Source organism: Martelella sp. FOR1707 (assembly GCF_053484265.1).
In genome coordinates, this window is record NZ_JBAKFP010000004.1 from 434654 (window position 1) to 454779 (window position 20126).

Here is a 20126-nt window from a genome sequence, read left to right on the forward strand (position 1 = left end):
CAAAGCCCCCAATCTTCTCGCCCCGGAGGGGAGAGATGTCGCGAAAGCGACAGTGAGGGGGGAGTCTTTCCTCTCGAACGCCCTAACGACCGGGTGCGCTGCTTCACCCTCACTGCCCCTTTCGGGGCATCTCTCCCGCAAGCGGGAGAGAATATGGGGAGCAAGCCGCAAGGCTGAAAACATCTCCCCTGCCTCAAGCAAGGAAGCTAAGCCCGCTATTTCAGCATGTCCTTGACCACGCCGGAGGCCTTGGAGAAGTCCATCTGGCCGGAATAGCGGTCCTTCAGCGTTTCGATGCACCTGCCCATGTCGCGCAGGCCCTGCGCGCCGGTCTCCTCGACCACGGAGGCGCAGACTTCGCGGATCTTGTCCTCGGGCAACTGGGCGGGCAGGAATTCGCGGATCACCGCCATTTCCTGACGCTCCTGAGCGGCAAGATCGGGCCGGCCCTTCTCTTCGTAGAGGCGGGAGGATTCCTTGCGCTGTTTCAGCATCTGGAACAGAATCCCGGCGATATCGTCATCGCTGACGGGGTCCTTGCCGTTGGCACGATGAGCCAGGTCGCGGTCCTTGATGGCCGCGTGAACCAGTCTCAATGTGCAGAAGCGTACCGGATCTTCCTCTTTCGAAGCGTCTTTTTGTGCAAGTGCGAGTTTATCGCGCAACATTCATTCACTCCTGGCAACGCCATCTTCAAAGTACCGCATCGACACATGCCGAATGGCGGCGGCGTTTACCGAATACCGGGGCTGCGATCAAATCAAAACTTCGGGTGCGTCATTTATTTTGAGCAGATGCCACAACTTTGCCGCAAGAGCAATTGACCCGCAAGCGCGGTTTCACTATTTTCCCGCAACCGCATCAAAAAGTGGCCTACCCGAACGCAGCTTGCCCGCGAACCCTTTGGCTCGGGCTCATATATAGGATCGGGACAGGGCCCGTTCAATCGGCCCCGGGCCGGCGACTAGCAAGGAATGATCATGACTGCCCCATGGACACAGGAAACGCCGACGGCCGCGCTGGTTCTGGCCGACGGTACGGTAATCTACGGCAAGGGCGTGGGCGCCACCGGCAGCGTCGAGGCGGAAGTCTGCTTCAACACCGCGCTGACCGGCTATCAGGAAATCCTGACCGATCCGTCCTATCTCGGACAGATCGTCACCTTCACCTTCCCCCATATCGGCAATATCGGCGCCAATGGCGAGGATATCGAAGACCTGGTGCCCGCCGCCCGCCGCGGCGCCGTCGGCGCGATCTTCAGGGCCGATATCACCGCGCCCTCCAACTACCGCTCGAGCGAAGACCTCGACGCCTGGCTGAAGAAGCGCGGCATCATCGGCCTTTCCGGCATCGACACCCGCGCGCTGACCGCCTGGATCCGCGAGCATGGCGCGCCCAACGCCGTGATCGCCCACGAGCCGTCCGGCAAGTTCGATCTCGACGCGCTGAAGGAGAAGGCCAAGGCCTGGGGCGGGCTTGAAGGTCTCGATCTCGCCGTCGAGGCCACCTCCGGCCAGTCGTCGAAATGGGACGAAAAGCCTTGGGTCTGGAACGAAGGCTACGACACGCTCGCCGAAGCTGACGCCCGCTATCACATCGTCTGCATCGATTACGGCGTGAAGCGCAACATCCTGCGCCTGTTCGCCGGTCTTGACTGCAAGGTGACTGTCGTTCCCGCCAAGACCTCGGCGGAACAGATCCTGGCGCTTTCGCCCGATGGCGTGTTCCTCTCGAACGGCCCGGGCGATCCGGCCGCGACCGGGGAATATGCCGTGCCGGTGATTCGCGAGCTGATCGACAGCGGCCTGCCGATCTTCGGCATCTGCCTTGGCCACCAGATCCTCGCGATCGCGCTCGGCGGCAAGACCACAAAGATGCATCAGGGCCATCACGGCGCCAATCACCCGGTTAAGGACTACACCACCGGTAAGGTCGAGATCGTTTCGATGAACCACGGCTTCGCGGTCGATTCGGCCTCGCTGCCAGAGGGCGTCGCGGAAACCCATGTGTCGCTGTTCGACGGCTCCAATTGCGGCATCGCGCTTGCCGGCAAGCCGGTCTTCTCCGTCCAGCATCACCCTGAAGCCTCCCCCGGCCCGCAGGACAGCCACTACCTCTTCCGCCGCTTCATCAATCTCGTGCGCGAGAAGAAGGGCGAAGCGCTGCTGGAAGAGCGCGCCTGAGCATCGTCTGCGACGCTGGCGCGCCGTTGCCGCTCAATTGGCCCCGTCAATTTACTGACAAACCTATCCTTTTTACGGACGTCATCCTCGGCCCTGTGCCGAGGACCTAACCACGGCTCCACGCGAGCGGAATTGGCGGAAAAGCCGTATCATCCGAGACGCTTCTCGCGGTGATATGTGCTTAGATGCTCGGGACAGGCCCGAGCATGACGGCGGAGAGTGGGGCGGGCTTTGGCAATACGCCGGGGCCCTCAATCGTCCCCGCCTTCTCCGGCGGCGGAGGCAATCTCCTCGCCCTTGCGGTTGCCATAGCGCAGGCTCCACGAGATCATCAGCGCGAACACCACGATCCACATCGCCTCCGAGACCACCAGGAATATATCGACCGGCAGCAACGGGATGAGCAGCGCGCGCGCCGTCGCCTCGCAGATCAGCACGACCGCCCAGGCGATGGTCATCCGGCGCATCAGCGCCCGGTAGGGCGGCGAGATTTCCCAGAGCCGGTTGCCGCTCTCGCGCTCCTCCCCGCCCTTTTCGGTGGCGAAATAGAACACCAGCGGCCGCGGCATCATCAGCGAGGCAGCGAATACCAGGCCGACGAAGCCAGTGATCAGCGAGTTCTTCAGAAGCGCCAGATAGGCGCTGTTGAAATAGAGGCTGCCGACAAGCGAGGCCAGCGTCGCCGCAAGCGTGATCACGCTGATCGGGGCAAGCCTGCGGTTTCTGACATAGGTGATGAGGATCACCGCGATCGGGAATATCGAGCCGATCGCCAGCGCGTGGACGGTCGACAGGCCGAAGTGGCGGGCGATCAGAAATGCCGCATAGGGCAGGACCGCGCCGAAGATGATGTCGTTTCGCATGCCTGCCTCCGCGCAGAGCTTAGAAATCGCCGTCGAAGATCAAGATAACGTAAGCGAAGAATACCGCCAGATGGACCACGCCCTGAAGCGAATTGGTGCGGGTGCCGACGAAGGTGACGATGCTGATGGCGAGCGACAGCGTCAGCACCACGACGCCGGCCGGCGTCAGGCCAAGCTCGATCGGCAGGCCGACGAAATGCGCGGCGATCAGCACCGCCGGCACCGTCAGCCCGATCGTGGCGAGCGCAGAGCCGAGGCAAATGTTCACGGCACGCTGGAGCTGGTTCTTGCGCGCGGCTTCCAGCGCGGCCAACGCCTCCGGCGTCAGGATCATGATCGCCACGATGAAGCCGCCCAGCGCCACCGGCGCGCCGACCTGGGCAATACCAAAATCGACATAGACGGCGAGCTTCTTCGACATCAGCACCAGCGGCAGCAGGGCCAGAAGCAGGCCCGCGGCATGAAAGCCGGCGCTCTTCGGCTGGAGATGGTGGTGATGGTCATCCGGAGCCTCGTCGCCATGGCGCGGCTGCTGGAAGCTGACGGGGTTCTGCACGGTCTGAAACAGCAGGAAGATGCCGTAGAGCACCAGAGAGATCACGATCTGGAACACGGTCTGCAGCGTCGACAGCCCGCCGCCCGGCGCCGAGGATGTGAAGCTCGGCAGGATCAGGCTGGTGATCGCCACCGGCAGAAGCACGATAAGATAGGCATTGGCGCCGGATAGGTTGAACACCTGCAACCCATGCCGCAGCCCGCCGATCAGGAGGCTCAGCCCCACAAGCCCGTTCAGCACGATCATCAACACAGAAAACATGGTGTCGCGCGCAAGCGTCGGCGCGTTGTCGCCGGTCAGCATCACCGCGGTGATCAGCGCCACCTCGATGCCGATGACGGAAAGGGTCAGGATCAGCGTGCCAAGCGGCTCCCCGAAGATCGCCGCCAAGCATTCGGCGTGATGCACCACGCGAAACACCGCCATCAGCATGACCGCGAAGATAACGGCAAGCACCGCAAACGAGGCCGCCGTTCCGAGATAGTCCGGCTTCAACGACGCGCCCGCGAAGGTAAACAGCAAAAACGCGCACCAGATCAGCACAATCGGCCATTCGCGCCAGAGTGCATTCTTGTCTGATGTCACGGAAGAGCCTCGCAGATGATGGATTGCGCCGGAAACGCGGCGCGATCAATTCATCATGATAGGCCTGCGCGCGCAAGGGCGGACGATGAGGCAACCGCCCGTAAATGTCCTGCAAGCATCCCTGCCCGGCCCACGGCGGGGCGGAGAACCCACACAGGCAAAACGAAAAACCGAGTGCAGCAACCAAGCCTTTTGCACCCTCTCTAAATAAATCATGTAAAAATACATGTATAAACCGAAACAAAATAAGCTTTACCGCATTTAATATTTAATATATATGCATTTTAAGGGGACAAATACTACAGGTGATCGACCATGAGGGCAAATTCAAAAGTAATATTCATTGACAGTGAGAATCCTGAGTTCTGGGCGTCCGGAAATCACGGCAGCAGCATATCGTTTCTCGGTGAAAAATTACTTGTGTCCTGGTCCCACAAGCATGCGCATGACGGTCAATCCTCCGCCATCTATGCCTCATCGGCTGACCCCGTGGACTATGCCTGGCGACCACTCGCGAAAATCGCGGACAATGGCGAGGACGGCGCTGTTTCCAAATATCCGGCCACCAACCCGGTGTTTCATTGCGATGCCGGGAAGATGCGGCTGTTCTGGCAGATGACCAGTGACGGAACCCAGGCAAGCGCCCAGCTTCGCATGCGCGCGGGAAATGTAACCGACGCCTTCGACAGCATTCATTCGGTGGGCTGGACCGCCCCGATCGATGGCGACCCTTTGACGACATCGGTGAGCGGCGATGATTTCCTCAATGCCGCCGCGGCACTCTATCCCAACGCCTGGCCGCTTCTGAACGGCGTATTCGAGCCGAAAAAGAGCTTCGAAAAGGCGCCGTCGTTCAGTTCCGAGAAGGGACATAATCTGGCAGCGCCGGAGGTGGATGCCGCCGCAATCGACGCGATGATCGACGCATTGATCGCCAGGATAAGGGAATTCGACAACACCTATCTCAAGGACGTGAAGCAGCAATTACTGGAGAACCGGCCGGCGCTCCGCCCCATACTGGACAGATTGCGCAGGTTTTCCGACATCCTGCGGTTCTTCGATGCGCTGCAGGCGCATATGAGGAGAAACACGCTCATCGTGTTCCTGTACATGGTCTACGACACCTACAACATGGTCGTCATGCGGCTCACGGTGTTCAACATGTTCAGCGCTGACCGCTATGAACGGGGCTGGCAGACGCGCTCCCAGCCGCAGAAGATCAGGCTGGAGAACGGCGCAGACCGTCTGCTGCTGCCGGTCCATTCCAATGCCGTCAACCTCTCGGTCGTGCTCTACTCGGACGATGACGGAGCGCACTGGAACTACGCCGAAACCCCGATCCTCGGCCGCGGCACCGTCGAGCCGAGCATCGTCCAGCGCCCGTCCGGCAAGCTCACGGCCTTTCTGCGCGCCAAGGCGCCGGAATTGTATCTCGACCGCATTGCCGTGAGTGAGTCCTGCGATTACGGGATCACGTGGTCCCCGGCCGTGCCGATCCTCAATGCGAACATCAAAAGCCAAGATTCAGGTATCTCGGCCCTGTCGCTGAAGCATTCGCGATTCGACCCGTCTCTCGGCCCGTTCGTCGTGGTCTACGCACCCGATGAGGATTGCCGGAACCTTCATCTTTGCGTTGGCTTCTTCGGCACGTCATCCGATCGCGGCAACCGGCCGCTTGCATGGCTCGACCCGATCTGCCTGGAGACGGCGGAAGACGGCAGCCGGATCACCGACCCTTCCGTGACGGAAGGAGACGACGGAACGCTCTATATTTCCTGCAGCTACCGCGTTTCGAACGGGGACGGCGTCAGCGAAAAAATCTGCGTGATACAATATGACGGCCTCAGAGGCTGAGGCCCGCCCACCGATCAGTGCGCCGCGGTTTCACGCGCCCGTGCCAGTTCGGCAAGATCGGCGGCCTTGAGTTCCACCGATTCGCCGCAGCCGCAGGCCGAGGTCTCGTTGGGATTGCGGAACACGAAACCGGTTCTGAGCTTGGTGACCTCGAAATCCATCTCGGTGCCCAGCAAATAGAGCGAGGCAGCGGGATCGACCCAGACCTTCGCTCCGGCATGCTCGACGGTGTCGTCGCCGGCCTTGGTATTGTCGCGCGTGACGAGGTCCACCGCATATTCGAAGCCGGCGCAGCCGCCCTTCTTGATCGATATGCGGATACCGAGTGCATCCGGCCCGGCATTGCCGGTGATTTCGTTGATGCGGGTCGCTGCCGCATCGGTAAGGGTGATGACCTGAAAGCCCATTTCATTCTCCATCAACATCCGGGCTCAAGGCCCGGCGTTAGAAGTGCATTGCATCAGCGCGGCCGGGCGGCGTCAATACCAGCCGACCGCCACCTTGGCCTCTTCCGACATCCGGTCCGGCGTCCATGGCGGGTCGAAAGTCATCTCGACCTCGACGCCGGAGACGCCTTCGACCGTGCCCACGGCATTTTCGACCCAGCCGGGCATTTCGCCGGCGACCGGGCAACCGGGCGCGGTCAGCGTCATGTCGATCTTCACCACCCGGTCGTCATCGACATCGATCTTGTAGATCAGGCCCAGCTCGAAGATATCGGCCGGGATTTCCGGGTCATAGACCGTCTTCAGCGCGGAGATGATGTCGTCGCTCAGCCGCGCCAGCTCTTCCGGGGGAATGGAAGAGGCAGTCGCGCCGGCCGTCTGGTCTTCAGTCTTTTCCTCGACACTCATGGCAATCCTCTTTCAGGCCGCTTTCGGCCCCTATCAGGCAAAGAATGTGCGCGCATAGTCCAGCGCTTCCACCAGCGCATCCACTTCCGCGCGGGTATTGTACAGGCCGAACGAGGCCCTGCAGGTCGACGTGACCCCGAAACGCGCCAGAAGCGGCTGGGCGCAGTGGGTGCCGGCGCGAACGGCGACGCCGCGCCGGTCGATGATCGTCGAGATGTCATGGGCATGCACGCCTTCGATCGCGAAGGAGAAGATGCTGCCCTTCTTCGCGGCGTTGCCGATGACCCGCAGCGCATTGACATGGCCAAGCTGTTCACGCGCATAGGCCGTCAAATCCGCTTCGTGCGCGGCGATCGCAGCGCGCCCTACCCCTTGCATATAGTCAAGGGCAGCGCCCAGTCCAATAGCCTGGACGATCGGCGGCGTGCCGGCCTCGAAGCGATGCGGCGGCTCGGCATAGGTGACGCGGTCCTCGAACACATCGGCGATCATCTCGCCGCCGCCCTGGAACGGCCGCATCTCCGACAGTCGATCGAACTTGCCGTAAAGCACGCCGATCCCCGACGGACCGTAGAGCTTGTGGCCGGTCATTGCATACCAGTCGCAATCGATATCGCGGACATCGACAGGCATGTGCACGGCACCCTGCGACCCATCGACCAGCACCGGAATATCGCGCGAATGGGCGATGCGGCAGACCTCTTTCACGTCGACGATGGTGCCGAGCGCGTTCGACATCTGCGTGATCGCGACGAGCTTGGTGCGCTCGCTCAGGCAGTTCTCGAAATCCTCGATGTGAAATTCGCCGTCATCATCCACCGGGACCCAGACCAGCTTGACGCCCATGCGCTCGCGCAGGAAGTGCCAGGGCACGATATTGGAATGGTGCTCCATGATCGAGAGCACGATCTCGTCGCCCTCCTTCAGGTGCTCCATCGCCCAACCGTAAGCAACGGTGTTGATCGCCTCGGTGGTGTTGCGGGTGAAAACGATCTCGTTCACCGAACCGGCATTCAGGAAGGCGCACACCTTCTCGCGCGCGGCCTCATAGGCATCGGTCGCGGCGTTGGAGAGGAAATGCAGACCGCGATGAACATTGGCATATTCGTGGCCATAGGCATTCGCGATCGTGTCGATCACCACTTGCGGCTTCTGGGCGGACGCGCCGTTGTCGAGATAGACCAGCGGCTTGTCACCATGCACGGTGCGCGACAGGATCGGAAAATCCTGCCGGATCTTTTCGACGTCGTAGGCGGAAACCTTAGTGTCCATAACGGATGAACTCCATCAATCCGGATCGCAGAGCCGGTCACTCATGGCGATCGAGCCAGTCGGCCATGATCGCCTCCACGGCTTCAGACAGCGCCTCGTGCTCCAGCTCCTCCACCACTTCGGCAACGAAGGCGTGGATGAGAAGCCCTTCGGCCACCTTGCGCGGAATGCCGCGCGCCATCAGGTAATAGAGGTGGTTCGGGTCGATATCCGTCACCGTCGCGCCGTGGCCGCACTGCACGTCGTCAGCGAAGATTTCCAGCTCCGGCTTGGCGTTGAACGAGCCGAAATCGCTCATCAGCAGCGTGTTGCACGACATCTTGGCGTCGGTCTTCTGGGCATCGGGGGCGACGCGGATCAGCCCCTGGAACACGCCCTTCGCCTTGTCGAACACCACATTGCGGATGATCTCGGTCGAGGTCGTGTTCGCCACGTTATGGCCGAGGTCGAAGGTGATGTCGGTGTGGGTGTCGCCGCCGAGCAGGTTGACGCCGCGCAGCATCAGGTCCGCGCCCTCGCCGACAACCGCGCAGTCGATCTCGTGGCGCACCAGCTTGCCGCCGGCGTTGACGATCAGCAGCTTCAGCTTGGCGTTTTCGCCGAGTTCAATCTTCAGCTTGCCGAGATGGGTGTCGTCCGCGCCCTGGCTCTGCATCACAACATAGGTGATCTCGGCGTCCTTGCCGAGCGTCAGCGCCGTAAGGTTGCTGACGAGCGCTGCAGCGCCCTCCGGCGCGACATGGCGTTCGATCACCATGCCGGTCACGCCATCTGCAAAGTTCAAGCGGTTGCGGGTATGCACCTGCCCGCCGCCGTGGACGGCCTGCAGCTCCAGCGGGACTTCAAGCGAGGCGTCGATCTCGAGCGCGTAGCCATCGGTGACCAGCGCGCCGTTGATGCGTCCGATCGCGTCGTCGGCATGGGACAGCGCAAAACGCACCGTCTTGTCGCCGCCTGAAAGCGCGTCGGAAACCTTGCTTCGCGCGACCCCATCGATAGCGGGTCCATCACCGGCTCTGCCCTGCACCAGCGGCAGAACGTCGCTGCCTTGCAACAGGGCCGGCAACGGGTTTACCGCCTCGCCGGCATCCTCGGGCACGGCGCGCAGCAGGTTGCGCAGGTCGGTATAGTGCCAGGCCTCGATCCGCCGGGTCGGCAGGCCGGTCTTGCGCAATTCGCCAGCCAACCGGTCGCGTTCCATCGTGACATCGGCATTGCCGGGCAGCGAGCCGGAGAGCCGACCGAAGGCGGCGACCAGTGCCTCCTCGGCGGCCGTCAGCGTTATCTTGTTTTGCACATTCATCACAACGCTCCCGCCTCAGGCCGCTTCGCCGATGATATCGGCATAGCCATTGGCTTCGAGTTCGTGGGCAAGCTCCTTGCCGCCGGACTTGATGATCTGGCCCTTGTAGAGCACGTGGACCGTGTCCGGCACGATGTAATCAAGCAGGCGCTGATAGTGGGTGATGACCATCACCGAACGGTCGGGCGCACGCAGCGCATTGACGCCATCGGCAACGATCTTCAGAGCGTCGATATCGAGGCCCGAATCGGTCTCGTCCATGACGCAGAGCTTCGGCTCCAGGAGCGCCATCTGCAGGATTTCCGCACGCTTCTTCTCTCCGCCGGAAAAGCCGACATTCAGCGGCCGCTTCAGCATGTCGTAATCGATCTTCAGCTCGGCAGAGGCCTCGCGCACCTTGCGGATGAAGTCCGGCGTCGAAAGCTCTTCCTCGCCGCGCGCCTTGCGCTGCTCGTTGATCGCGACCTTCAGGAACTGCATGGTGGCGACGCCCGGGATTTCGACCGGATACTGGAACGCCAGGAACAGCCCCTTGGCGGCGCGCTCGGCGGCATCGAGCTCCAGAATGTTCTCGCCATTATAGAGCACCTCGCCCTCGGTGACCTCATAGTCCTCGCGGCCCGCGAGAATATAGGAGAGCGTCGACTTGCCCGACCCGTTCGGTCCCATGATCGCCGCCACTTCGCCGTCCTGAATCGTCAGGTTCAGCCCGCGAATGATCTCGGTGCCATCCTCGGCAATGCGTGCGTGCAGGTTCTTGATCTCAAGCATTTTTCGTTTCCTTCAAGGAATAAGTCAGCGCTCCAAGCGCTTGAATACATGTCTAAAAGCGGTGGGCACCGATCAGCCGACCGAGCCCTCAAGCGAAATCCCGATCAGCTTCTGCGCCTCGACAGCAAACTCCATCGGCAGTTCCTGGATCACCTCGCGGACGAAGCCGTTGACGATCAGGGCGATTGCCTCTTCCTCGGGAATGCCGCGCTGCATGCAGTAGAACAGCTGGTCCTCGGAAATCTTCGAGGTGGTGGCCTCGTGCTCGAAGCGGGCGGATGCATTGCCGGCCTCGATATAGGGCACGGTGTGGGCACCGCAGTTGTCGCCGATCAGCAGACTGTCACACTGGGTGAAGTTGCGCGCGTTTTCCGCCTTGCGGTGGGCCGAGACCTGGCCGCGGTAGGTGTTGTTGGAAACGCCCGCCGAAATGCCCTTGGAGATGATGCGGCTCGACGTGTTCTTGCCGAGATGGATCATCTTGGTGCCCGAATCGATCTGCTGATGACCGTTGGAGACTGCGATCGAATAGAACTCGCCGCGTGAATTGTCGCCGCGCAGCAGGCAGGAGGGATATTTCCAGGTGATCGCCGAGCCGGTTTCGACCTGCGTCCACGAGATCTTCGAATTGTCGCCCCGGCAATCGCCGCGCTTGGTGACGAAGTTGTAGATGCCGCCCTTGCCTTCCTTGTCGCCGGGAAACCAGTTCTGGACGGTGGAATACTTGATCTCGGCATCGTCCAGCGCGATCAGCTCGACGACGGCGGCATGAAGCTGGTTCTCGTCACGCTGCGGCGCGGTGCAGCCTTCCAGATAGGAGACGTAGGCGCCTTCCTCGGCGATGATCAGCGTGCGCTCGAACTGGCCGGTGTTCTTCTCGTTGATGCGGAAATAGGTCGACAGTTCCATCGGGCAGCGGACGCCCTTCGGCACGTAGACAAACGAGCCATCGGTGAACACGGCGGCATTCAGCGCGGCATAGTAGTTGTCGCCGCGCGGCACGACCGAGAACAGATATTTCTGAACCAGCTCCGGATATTCGCGGATCGCCTCCGAGATCGACATGAAGATCACGCCGGCCTCGGCAAGTTCCTTCTTGAAGGTGGTGACGACCGAAACCGAATCGAACACGGCGTCAACGGCAACGCGGTTTTTCGGCTGGTGCTGCTTTTCCTCGACGCCCGCGAGAATCTCCTGCTCCTGCAGCGGAATGCCGAGCTTCTCATAGGTCTTGAGCAGCTCCGGATCGACCTCGTCCAGCGTCTTCGGCCCAGTGAAGGATTTCGGCGCAGCGTAGTAGTAGATGTCGTTGAAATCGATCTTCGGGTAGCTGACGCGCGCCCAGCTCGGCTCTTCCATTGTAAGCCAGCGGCGATAGGCCTCCAGACGCCATTCCAGCATCCAGTCGGGCTCGTTCTTCTTGTGCGAGATGAAACGGATGATGTCCTCGGACAGGCCCTTGGGCGCCTTGTCCACCTCGATCATCGTCTCAAAACCGTATTTATACTGATCGACGTCGATCTCAGCGACCTGATCGACGGTCTCTTTTACGGCAACCATATTGTCACTCCACTCATAACCGGGTTCAAGGTCCGGCGGTTCGCATTCCCAAGCGGGTTCACCGCTCTATTTAATCAGACTGCGCGGCAATTACACCCCGCGCGGCCTGCGATTCGTCAATTTTTCAGGCGGCCTGTCCGGCCGCCCTGCGGCGCGCGGCGATTTTTCCGAAAGCCGCGATCGCCGCGTCGATATCCTCATCCGTGGTCGCCCAGCCGAGCGAGACGCGCAAGCCGCCAAGGCGCGTATCGCGCCCCATCGCCTTCAGCACCTGGCTCTCGCCGACCTTGCCGGACGAACAGGCCGAGCCAGCCGACAGAGCGATGCCCTCGAGATCAAAGGCGATCTGCCCGGTTTCCGCCTTCAGACCCAGCAGGGTGAAGAACGCGGTATTGGCCACCCGCGGCAGGTCCGCGCCGTAGATTTCGACATCGGCGGCCGCAGCGCGCATGCCATTCTCCAGCCGGTCGCGCAGCGCCGCGATTCGCTGGTTCCGTGCCTCGATATCCTGCGCCGCATAAGCTGCGGCAGCGGCGAAGCCCAGAATGCCCGGAACGTTTTCCGTACCGGAATGATGGCCCTTTTCCTGCCCGCCGCCGCGCACCAGCGGGGCCGGCATCAGCGTCTCGCCGCGCGAGATCAGCGCGCCGACGCCCTTCGGCCCGCCAAGCTTGTGCGATGACAGGATCAAGAAATCCGCTTCCAGCGCCTCGATCGATACCGGAATGCGGCCCGCGCCCTGCACAGCATCCACCACCAGAAGCCCGCCATGCCGATGCACGATCTCCGCCGCCTTCGCGACGGGCTGAATGATGCCTGTCTCGTTATTGACCAGCATCAGCGCCGCCATCGGCAGGCCAAGGCTCTTGTCATGGGCGGAAAGCATGGCATCGAGCGCATCGAGATCGACCACGCCGGTGGGCAGAACCGGAATTTCATGACGCTGCTCGGCGGAAAAGCGTCCGCCTTCAAACACAGCCGGATGTTCGATGCCGGAAACATAGAGCCCGCCAAGCGTCACAGCCCTGCGCCCCATGCGGAAATCGGGCGTCAGCACCAGGTTTGCCGCTTCCGTGGCGCCGGCGAGGAACGTGACATGGGCGGGGTCCGCCCCCAGAAGCGCCGCCACCTGCCGCCGCGCCGCCTCGACGCGCGCCCTGACGGCCCGCCCCTCGCGGTGAACGGAGGAGGCATTGCCGCAAAGATCAAGACCGTCCAGCACCGCTTCGCGCGCTTCAGGCAGAAGCGGCGCGGTGGCATTCCAGTCGAGATAAATCCGGTTGGTGCTCATGTTCTTTCTTTTGGCGGCCCTGTTTACACGGGCAAAACAGCCCGGCAACGCATTTTCCTTGAAATTCACTGCCCGCTTGCCCTATTTGGACCGCAGAACAGAAGACCTCTTTCTTTCGAACAATTCTAAACTGGTTTTAGAAAAGATGACCCTATTAGTCAAGTCAAACGGGTCGCTGCAAGCCGGTTGGAGTGTTTGAGCCGAAATTTCCGGAGAGCAAATGCCCGAAGTGATTTTCAACGGTCCGGCCGGTCGCCTTGAAGGCCGTTACCAGCCGTCCAAGGAAAAGAATGCACCGATCGCGATCGTGCTGCATCCCCACCCCCGCTTCGGCGGCACGATGAACAATCCGATCGTCTACGAACTGTTCTACATGTTCCAGAAGCGCGGCTTCACGACGCTCAGGTTCAATTTCCGCGGCATAGGCCGCAGCCAGGGCGAGTTCGATCACGGCTCGGGCGAATTGTCGGATGCGGCGGCCGCACTCGACTGGGTGCAGGGCCTGCACCCCGATTCGAAGACCTGCTGGGTCGCCGGCTATTCCTTCGGCTCCTGGATCGGCATGCAGCTTCTGATGCGCCGGCCGGAGATCGAGGGCTTCATGTCGATCGCCCCGCAGCCGAACATCTACGATTTCTCGTTCCTCGCCCCCTGCCCCTCCTCCGGCCTGATCATCCACGGCGATGCCGACAAGGTGGCCCCGCAGCGCGACGTCAACGGGCTGGTGGAAAAGCTGAAGACCCAGAAAGGCATCCTGATCACCCAGAAGACGGTGGCAGGCGCCAACCACTTCTTCTCCGGCAAGAATGACGAGTTGCTCGCGGAATGCGAGGACTACCTCGACCGCCGCCTCGACGGCGAACTGGTGCCGGAGCCGGCGCCGAAGCGGATCAGGTAAGCAATTTTTACGTGATCTCCCGGCGGAATCTCAACTTAAGGGAAATATCGCTTTGGTTTCCACGGCCATCAATTATAGATTTAAGAAGGGAAACAACCGGGACCGGAGCGATGGACGATCTAACAAAATACAGACTACTCGCAGTCTGGCTCGTCATTAATGCGCTCCTTCCCTATCTCGTTCGCCTCTCGGGTATCGTGACGATCGGGAATTCAATTTATATCGGCGTATTGGTGATGGTCCTGTTGCAGGGACTTAACTATGTTTTTATGAGAAAACACATCAAGCTCGCAGTCGCCACTATAATCCTGAACATTATCGGCTTCGTTCTGGTTGGCTACTTTTCGATCGTCTACGCCATTTACCCGATCATTAAGGTGATTTTGCTACCGCTTATTCGACAGTGACCAGCACATGCTGGCCGAGCGTTGCGCTTTTGCACCTTACGGAAATTGCTGTCGAAATGTTGCCAGAAACGGTGACTGTCTCATCACCCGGCCCAACCGAGCTGATGAACCGTTCACCTCCCTTTATTTCCACTTGGAACGGCGACGGAGCATCGGACAATGTATCGAAAGAGATTTTGACATAGCTGACATGCCGGTCTGCATCAGGTCCCTTCACTCCATACTGGGCCCAAACTTCAGTCCAAGGCCCCCAAATCAAGGGACCGGCCCATACGTCGAATTGTCGGAATTTCTTTTCAAATTTCTCTCGATTTATATGACCGGAAAGCTTCCGCAATGCGTCGACCGGCGAAGTACCATAGGCAGTATTGATCATTCATCTTCCCTCATTGCAAACTCAGTCTTCGATTCAGAGTTTAAGCGAGCCGCCCTGAGCGGGGATAACAGAGGAAGGATCTGACTACCCCGGGGCAATATTGTCTTCATGCCAACTGAACGCAGATCATCGTCAAAACAGGTGCACATGGCTGAAAAACCGTGCTAAAGCCCGCGCGACCTTTATCCAGCAATCGAAGATAGCCCCATGTCGACGTTCAAATCCGAATTCCTGCACACGCTTTCCGAGCGCGGTTTCATTCATCAGATTTCCGATGAGACCGGGCTTGATGACCTTCTTTCGAAGGAGCGGGTGACGGCCTATATCGGCTTTGATCCGACGGCGCCTTCGCTGCATGCCGGATCGCTGATCCAGATCATGATGCTGCACTGGCTGCAGAAGACCGGTCACCGGCCGATCTCGCTGATGGGTGGCGGCACCGGCATGGTCGGCGACCCCTCGTTCAAGGACGAGGCCCGCAAGCTGATGACCCTCGACATGATCGAGGACAATATCAACTCGATCCAGCGCGTGTTCGCCAATTACATGGATTACGACGCCGGCGAAAAGTCCGCGCTGATGATCAACAATGCCGAATGGCTGCGCGGGCTCAATTATCTCGAATTTCTCCGCGATGTCGGCCGCCATTTCTCGGTCAACCGGATGCTGTCCTTCGAGAGTGTCAAGATGCGCATCGACCGCGAGCAGTCGCTGTCCTTCCTGGAATTCAACTACATGATCCTCCAGGCCTATGATTTCGTGGAGCTCTGCAAGCGCTATGACTGCCGGTTGCAGATGGGCGGCTCGGACCAGTGGGGCAACATCGTCAACGGCATCGATCTCGGCCACCGCATGGATTGCCCGCAGCTCTACGCGCTGACCTCGCCGCTTCTGACGACGGCATCGGGCGCCAAGATGGGCAAGTCGGCCAATGGCGCGATCTGGCTCAACCCGGACATGCTGTCGGCCTATGATTTCTGGCAGTACTGGCGCAATACCGAGGACGCCGATGTCGGCCGCTTCCTGAAGCTCTACACCACGCTGCCGATGGACGAGATCGCGCGGCTTGCAGCGCTCGGCGGGTCGGAGATCAACGAGGTCAAGAAGATCCTTGCGACCGAGGTGACCGCCATGCTGCATGGCCGCGCCGCTGCCGAGGAAGCCGCCGAAACCGCCCGCAAGACCTTCGAGGAAGGCGCGCTCGCCGAAAACCTGCCGACGATCGAGGTGGCGAAAGCCGAACTCGACGGCGGCATCGGCATTCTGACGCTGATGGTCCAGGCCGGTCTTGCAGGCTCCAACGGCGAGGCCCGCCGTCATATCAAGGGCGGCGCGGTGAAGCTCAACGACGCCGCAGTCTCCGACGACCGCATGACGGTCGGAGCCGACGCGCTGTCGCAGGAAGGCGTGGCCAAGCTATCGGTGGGCAAGAAGAAGCACATTCTGGTGCGGCCGGTGTGACAACGGGCTGCGGTGTCGGCGTCCTACGATCGCCTACTCGCCTCTTGCTCTAAGGCCGGATGTCTCACATAGCTCTGCAGCTTGCTCCCAATGCTCTCTCCCGCTGGCGGGAGAGATGCCCCGAAAGGGGCAGTGAGGGTGGCGCAGCATTTCCAAATGTGAGGGCGTTCGCGGTGATAGGCTCCCCCCTCACTGTCGCTTTCGCGACATCTCTCCCCTCCGGGGCGAGAAGATTGGGGGGCTATGCGGATACTCCCCTGAATGTGATCATCACGACAAGCCGCAAAGCCTCACATCACTGAAACTCGAAGATCTTGCGGAACACGCCGGGCGCGATGGCCGAGAGGGGGTTGACGATCAGTTCCGGCTTTTCCGTCTTGCCGGTGAGCCGGAAGGTGATGCCGAACAGGCCCTTGTCGTTGCCGTTGCCAAGCAGCGGACCGAAGATCGGGATTTCCGCGAAAATCCGGTTCAGCCCATAGGCCGGCATGAAGGTGCCGGTCATGTCGATATTGCCGGCGGCGTCGCGCACCACGCCCTTGATGGTCGCGCCCACCTGATCGCCGCGCACGAAGGCGTCGGAGACCCGCAGCACGCCGTTCGATATATCGATCACAGCCTGGGCGCGCTGGAAGCGCTGGTCGGTCTCGTTGATCTGGTTCTTGTAGGCGGCGTTCAGGCTCTTGCCATTGGCGGCGACGGGGTCCGACAGGATTTTCTTGAGCTGCTCGTCCTTGATCAGCCGGAAATCCGTCAACGTCGCCATGCCCTGCCAGCCGGCATCGGTCTCGATCATGTCGAGATTGAGCGAGCCGCCCGTCATCTTCTGGTAGATGCCGAGAAAACGCAGCAGCGCGCCGGCGCCGCTGGTCTTGAGCGACACCGACTGCCGGTCGCCGTCGGGCGCCACGGTCAGCGCCATCGGCTGCGACGAGGCAGTGGTCGCCTTCAGCGTGGCATCCGCCATCTTGCCCGCCCGAACCTTGATGTCGCCGTTGACGCCGGAAAGCTGCCGGTCGTTTTCGCCTGAAACCCGGGCGATATCGAAATGGACGTCGACATTGCCGCCGCCGCTTCCCCCGCCGCCGATCGAACCACCATTGCCGCTTTTGACGAGTTGGTCGAGCAGCGGCTTGGCCGAGAAGGACCGGCCGGTCAGGGTCACGTCGAGCCCGCTCGCGCCGCGCTGCATGCCGATATTGACGCTGTCGCCGGGCGAGATCGCCACATCGGTCAGCGTCGCGGCCAGAAGGCCAACCTTGTCGAGGGTAACCTGCCCCCTGGCGCCAAGCCCGCTGCCCGACAGGCGCAGATCATCGAGCGTCGTCACCCCGTTTTCGCCGGGCGTGAGCGTGAAGGACAGCGTCGCGGGCACGCCCGCCGGCTTCTGCCAGCCGATGAAGGGCAAAGACAGGGTCGTCTGCTGCAGGTCGACCGCGATGATATTGCCCTCATCGCCGCCTTCGACCGTGACGGAAACCGGGCCGCTGACATACTCCTCAAGGCCGGGCGCAAGCTGGTTGCGCTGCGCATCGCTCAGATTGCCGGCGAGCCACAGCACCGATTGAGCATCCTCGGCATCCGCACTCGGCTTGCCGAGCGGCATGCTCCATTGCACGTCAAGCGGTATGCCGTCCGCACTGCCCTTGCCTTCGTAGGAGATCCGGCTGGGCACGATCTCGACCAGTCCGTTGAGACCGCTCACCTGGTGGCCGCTGATCGGCGTGGCGATCGCGCCATCGGTGATATCGGCCACGACATGCCAGTCCGGATCGAAGGCGACGTCACGATCGAGGGGGAAGCTCGCCCTGAGATTGACCTCTGTGCTTCCGGAAAACTGGTCGGAGGTGAAATCGGTCGATTTCAGCGCGTTGATCGGCGGCGCCTCGGCGAGCTTCACCAGATCGCGGACTTCGCCGGCGAGCATGATGTCGACAGCCCCGGTCAGCGGCTTGGAATAGGTGTCGGCGATCGCGAAGGTGCCCTCTTTCAGCTTCACCGTGCGGGATTTGGCAACGCTGAGCGAGCCGTCCCTGATCTCGACATCGACCCGACCGCCATTGATCGCGACGCGGGCGTCGCTGCGCTCGACATCGGGCATCTGGTCGCTGAGCGTGATCCTTGTGTCATCGATATCGAAGGCGACCTTCATCTCGGTCTCGTCGAGCTGAACCGGAATGCCCGGTCCCTCGATACGCCCGGCAGAGAGATAGATGGCGATGTCGCCATTGGTGATCACGCCGCCATGGAGATTGCGGCTGACCCATTCGCGTGGCTTCCGGGCGATCCAGAACGGCCAGAGCTGCTTGACCGCCTCGGTATCCATCCGTTCGATCCGCGCACCGAAGCTCAGTTCCGGGCTTGCGTCGCCGAACACCGCCTTGAACGAGGCCGCCATCATGCCCTGGGGCGAGCTGATCGAGATATCGTCGAGCAGCAGACGCGGGATCGAGGCGCGGTATTCCCCTGTGAACTTGGCGTCAAAGATCAGCGGCGGCAGGCCCGGCTCGCGCGACTTGAACCGTCCCCCGCGCACCAGCACGTCCAGCGCATAGCCATCCGTGGCATCCGGCTGGTAGCGGTCGAGATCGATGATCCCGGCGGTGAAGGGAAACTGGCTGCCGTCGAATTCGAACGAGGAATCGCTGATTTCGATCGATTTCTTGGTGGTATCGTAGATCAGGTTCAGATTGGCGTCGTTGAAGGGTCGCGCGATCGAATCCGCGACGAAACGGCCGGCGCCGACATCGATCTGCGCGGCGACCGCGGGCTCGCCGTCAACGCGCGCCCGCTCAAGCGAAAGCACGAGGTCGGCTGTCCCCTCAAGGCCGAGCATCGGTTCGCCGTCTTCCTTCGTCCTCAGCAGAAACGGCGTCAGCACCAGGTTGGAAACCTCGGCCTGCAGGCTTTGCGTGCGGCCGTCCTGCTCCACCGACTCGGCAGAAAACGCGGCCGCCGTTCCGTCCAGCAGGACCTCGCCATCGACCCGCAGGATACCGTCGGCCAGAAGGTTGAGATTGATCTCGCGGATATCGACATTGACGGATTTGCCCGGCGAAGCGCTGCCAACCGGAAACACGATGTCGCTCAGATAGATCGAGCGGGTATCGGCGGCTGTGAGAATGCCGCGGGCGAAATCGGTATGGGTGAACATCTGCTCCACCAGAACCGGCAGGCTGTCGACCCGGTGCTCGGTGAGGCGGAAGGTCCCGGTGGAAGGCAGCGCCGCAGAATCAACCGCGATGTCATCGACGGACACGGAATTGACGGTCACCTGACCGCCGGCGAGCTTGATCGGGTCCACGGCGAAATCCATGGTTCCGATCGACGCGATCTGCTTTTCGCCCGGGCCGAGCAGCGTCACGCCGCGCACGCTGAGATTCAGGTCAAGATCACCGCTCAGTCTCAGCCGCGCGGTCTCGATGCGGGCGTGATAGCCATCCGGCATCGCCGCCGCGATCTGCTCATTGGCCTTGGCGGCCAGAAACCGGTCCAGCGATCCGCTTTCGATCACATAGTAGACGATGAGGAGAAGACCGCCGGCGAACAGTCCGAAAAACGCCAGGAAACGAAAGCAGTGACGGGTGAAGCTGCGATGCGTCGACGCGCGCACGATCATCGGCTCATGCGCCTGGGCCGAAGGCAGCTTGTGGAGCGAAACGTTTTCGCCGCGGCCGAAACGGGTACGTTCGCCTCTGATCAGGGAATCTTTTTGCTTGCTGTCGTCCAAAGCCGCTCCGTAAGCGTATAAACTGCGCTGAAACAGGTCTGCCCGGCGCGAATCTCTGAAGGCATATTCACGACGAAGCGCATCGCTGGCAAGCGCGCAACTCTCCATCCGGTCGCCATTTATGCCGACCTGTGCTTGAACGCTAAATGAACAAAGGAGTAA

The 20126-nt window shown here is 61.2% G+C and carries 17 protein-coding genes; 5 read left to right on the forward strand and 12 right to left on the reverse strand.

Annotated features, from left to right (window positions below):
- Positions 1–215: 215 nt before the first annotated feature.
- Complete coding sequence (locus tag V6765_RS13435) at positions 216–668, reverse strand: GatB/YqeY domain-containing protein (protein WP_033410820.1); 453 nt, start codon at positions 666–668, stop codon at positions 216–218.
- Positions 669–974: 306 nt separating this feature from the next.
- On the opposite strand from V6765_RS13435, the gene carA reads away from it, so the two are divergent.
- Positions 975–2183: a glutamine-hydrolyzing carbamoyl-phosphate synthase small subunit gene (carA, locus tag V6765_RS13440; RefSeq protein ID WP_448429553.1), complete on the forward strand. Its 1209-nt coding sequence runs from the start codon at positions 975–977 to the stop codon at positions 2181–2183.
- Between the two features lie 251 nt (positions 2184–2434).
- Here the strand turns inward: carA and V6765_RS13445 are convergent, their stop codons facing one another.
- Together V6765_RS13445 and V6765_RS13450 are read right to left on the reverse strand one after the other, a co-directional pair.
- The gene (locus V6765_RS13445) at positions 2435–3046 is read right to left on the reverse strand and encodes a VC0807 family protein (RefSeq protein WP_448429555.1); all 612 of its coding nucleotides are present in this window, start codon (positions 3044–3046) and stop codon (positions 2435–2437) included.
- A 19-nt stretch (positions 3047–3065) separates the two neighbouring features.
- Entirely contained in the window at positions 3066–4187 is a 1122-nt protein-coding gene (locus tag V6765_RS13450) for a calcium:proton antiporter (protein ID WP_448429557.1), read from the reverse strand.
- A 420-nt stretch (positions 4188–4607) separates the two neighbouring features.
- Between V6765_RS13450 and V6765_RS13455 the strand changes: the two genes are divergently transcribed.
- Entirely contained in the window at positions 4608–6041 is a 1434-nt protein-coding gene (locus V6765_RS13455; protein WP_448429559.1) for an exo-alpha-sialidase, read from the forward strand.
- Positions 6042–6055: 14 nt separating this feature from the next.
- Here V6765_RS13455 and sufA read toward each other — a convergent pair whose 3' ends face one another.
- From sufA to V6765_RS13490, 7 genes are all read right to left on the reverse strand, one after another.
- Positions 6056–6448 (reverse strand): Fe-S cluster assembly scaffold SufA, encoded by a 393-nt coding sequence (sufA, locus tag V6765_RS13460; RefSeq protein ID WP_448429561.1) that lies wholly within the window; start codon positions 6446–6448, stop codon positions 6056–6058.
- Between the two features lie 72 nt (positions 6449–6520).
- Positions 6521–6895 carry an SUF system Fe-S cluster assembly protein gene (locus V6765_RS13465; protein ID WP_018066388.1) on the reverse strand — a complete coding sequence of 125 codons (375 nt, stop codon included), beginning with the start codon at positions 6893–6895 and terminating at the stop codon, positions 6521–6523.
- Positions 6896–6928: 33 nt separating this feature from the next.
- Positions 6929–8167: a cysteine desulfurase gene (locus V6765_RS13470; protein WP_448429563.1), complete on the reverse strand. Its 1239-nt coding sequence runs from the start codon at positions 8165–8167 to the stop codon at positions 6929–6931.
- Positions 8168–8204: 37 nt separating this feature from the next.
- Positions 8205–9470 carry a Fe-S cluster assembly protein SufD gene (sufD, locus tag V6765_RS13475; protein ID WP_448429565.1) on the reverse strand — a complete coding sequence of 422 codons (1266 nt, stop codon included), beginning with the start codon at positions 9468–9470 and terminating at the stop codon, positions 8205–8207.
- A gap of 15 nt (positions 9471–9485) precedes the next feature.
- Positions 9486–10241: a Fe-S cluster assembly ATPase SufC gene (gene sufC, locus V6765_RS13480; protein ID WP_448429567.1), complete on the reverse strand. Its 756-nt coding sequence runs from the start codon at positions 10239–10241 to the stop codon at positions 9486–9488.
- Between the two features lie 72 nt (positions 10242–10313).
- The gene (gene sufB, locus V6765_RS13485; protein WP_448429569.1) at positions 10314–11801 is read right to left on the reverse strand and encodes a Fe-S cluster assembly protein SufB; all 1488 of its coding nucleotides are present in this window, start codon (positions 11799–11801) and stop codon (positions 10314–10316) included.
- A gap of 124 nt (positions 11802–11925) precedes the next feature.
- Positions 11926–13092, reverse strand: coding sequence for a cysteine desulfurase family protein (locus V6765_RS13490; RefSeq protein WP_448429571.1), 1167 nt, complete (start codon positions 13090–13092; stop codon positions 11926–11928).
- Positions 13093–13312: 220 nt separating this feature from the next.
- On the opposite strand from V6765_RS13490, the gene V6765_RS13495 reads away from it, so the two are divergent.
- Together V6765_RS13495 and V6765_RS13500 are read left to right on the forward strand one after the other, a co-directional pair.
- Entirely contained in the window at positions 13313–13990 is a 678-nt protein-coding gene (locus tag V6765_RS13495; RefSeq protein WP_230718853.1) for an alpha/beta hydrolase, read from the forward strand.
- A gap of 110 nt (positions 13991–14100) precedes the next feature.
- Positions 14101–14397, forward strand: a complete 297-nt coding sequence (locus V6765_RS13500) for a hypothetical protein (protein ID WP_448429574.1) — start codon at positions 14101–14103, stop codon at positions 14395–14397.
- On the opposite strand, the gene V6765_RS13505 is transcribed toward V6765_RS13500, so the two are convergent.
- Positions 14384–14773 carry a colicin Z C-terminal domain-related protein gene (locus V6765_RS13505; protein WP_448429576.1) on the reverse strand — a complete coding sequence of 130 codons (390 nt, stop codon included), beginning with the start codon at positions 14771–14773 and terminating at the stop codon, positions 14384–14386. The genes V6765_RS13500 and V6765_RS13505 overlap by 14 nt on opposite strands.
- 207 nt (positions 14774–14980) lie before the next feature.
- Between V6765_RS13505 and tyrS the strand changes: the two genes are divergently transcribed.
- A complete protein-coding gene (tyrS, locus tag V6765_RS13510; RefSeq protein WP_448429578.1) occupies positions 14981–16234 on the forward strand; it encodes a tyrosine--tRNA ligase in 1254 nt (417 codons plus the stop codon).
- A gap of 295 nt (positions 16235–16529) precedes the next feature.
- On the opposite strand, the gene V6765_RS13515 is transcribed toward tyrS, so the two are convergent.
- Positions 16530–19964, reverse strand: coding sequence for a YhdP family protein (locus tag V6765_RS13515; RefSeq protein ID WP_448429580.1), 3435 nt, complete (start codon positions 19962–19964; stop codon positions 16530–16532).
- Positions 19965–20126: the final 162 nt, after the last annotated feature.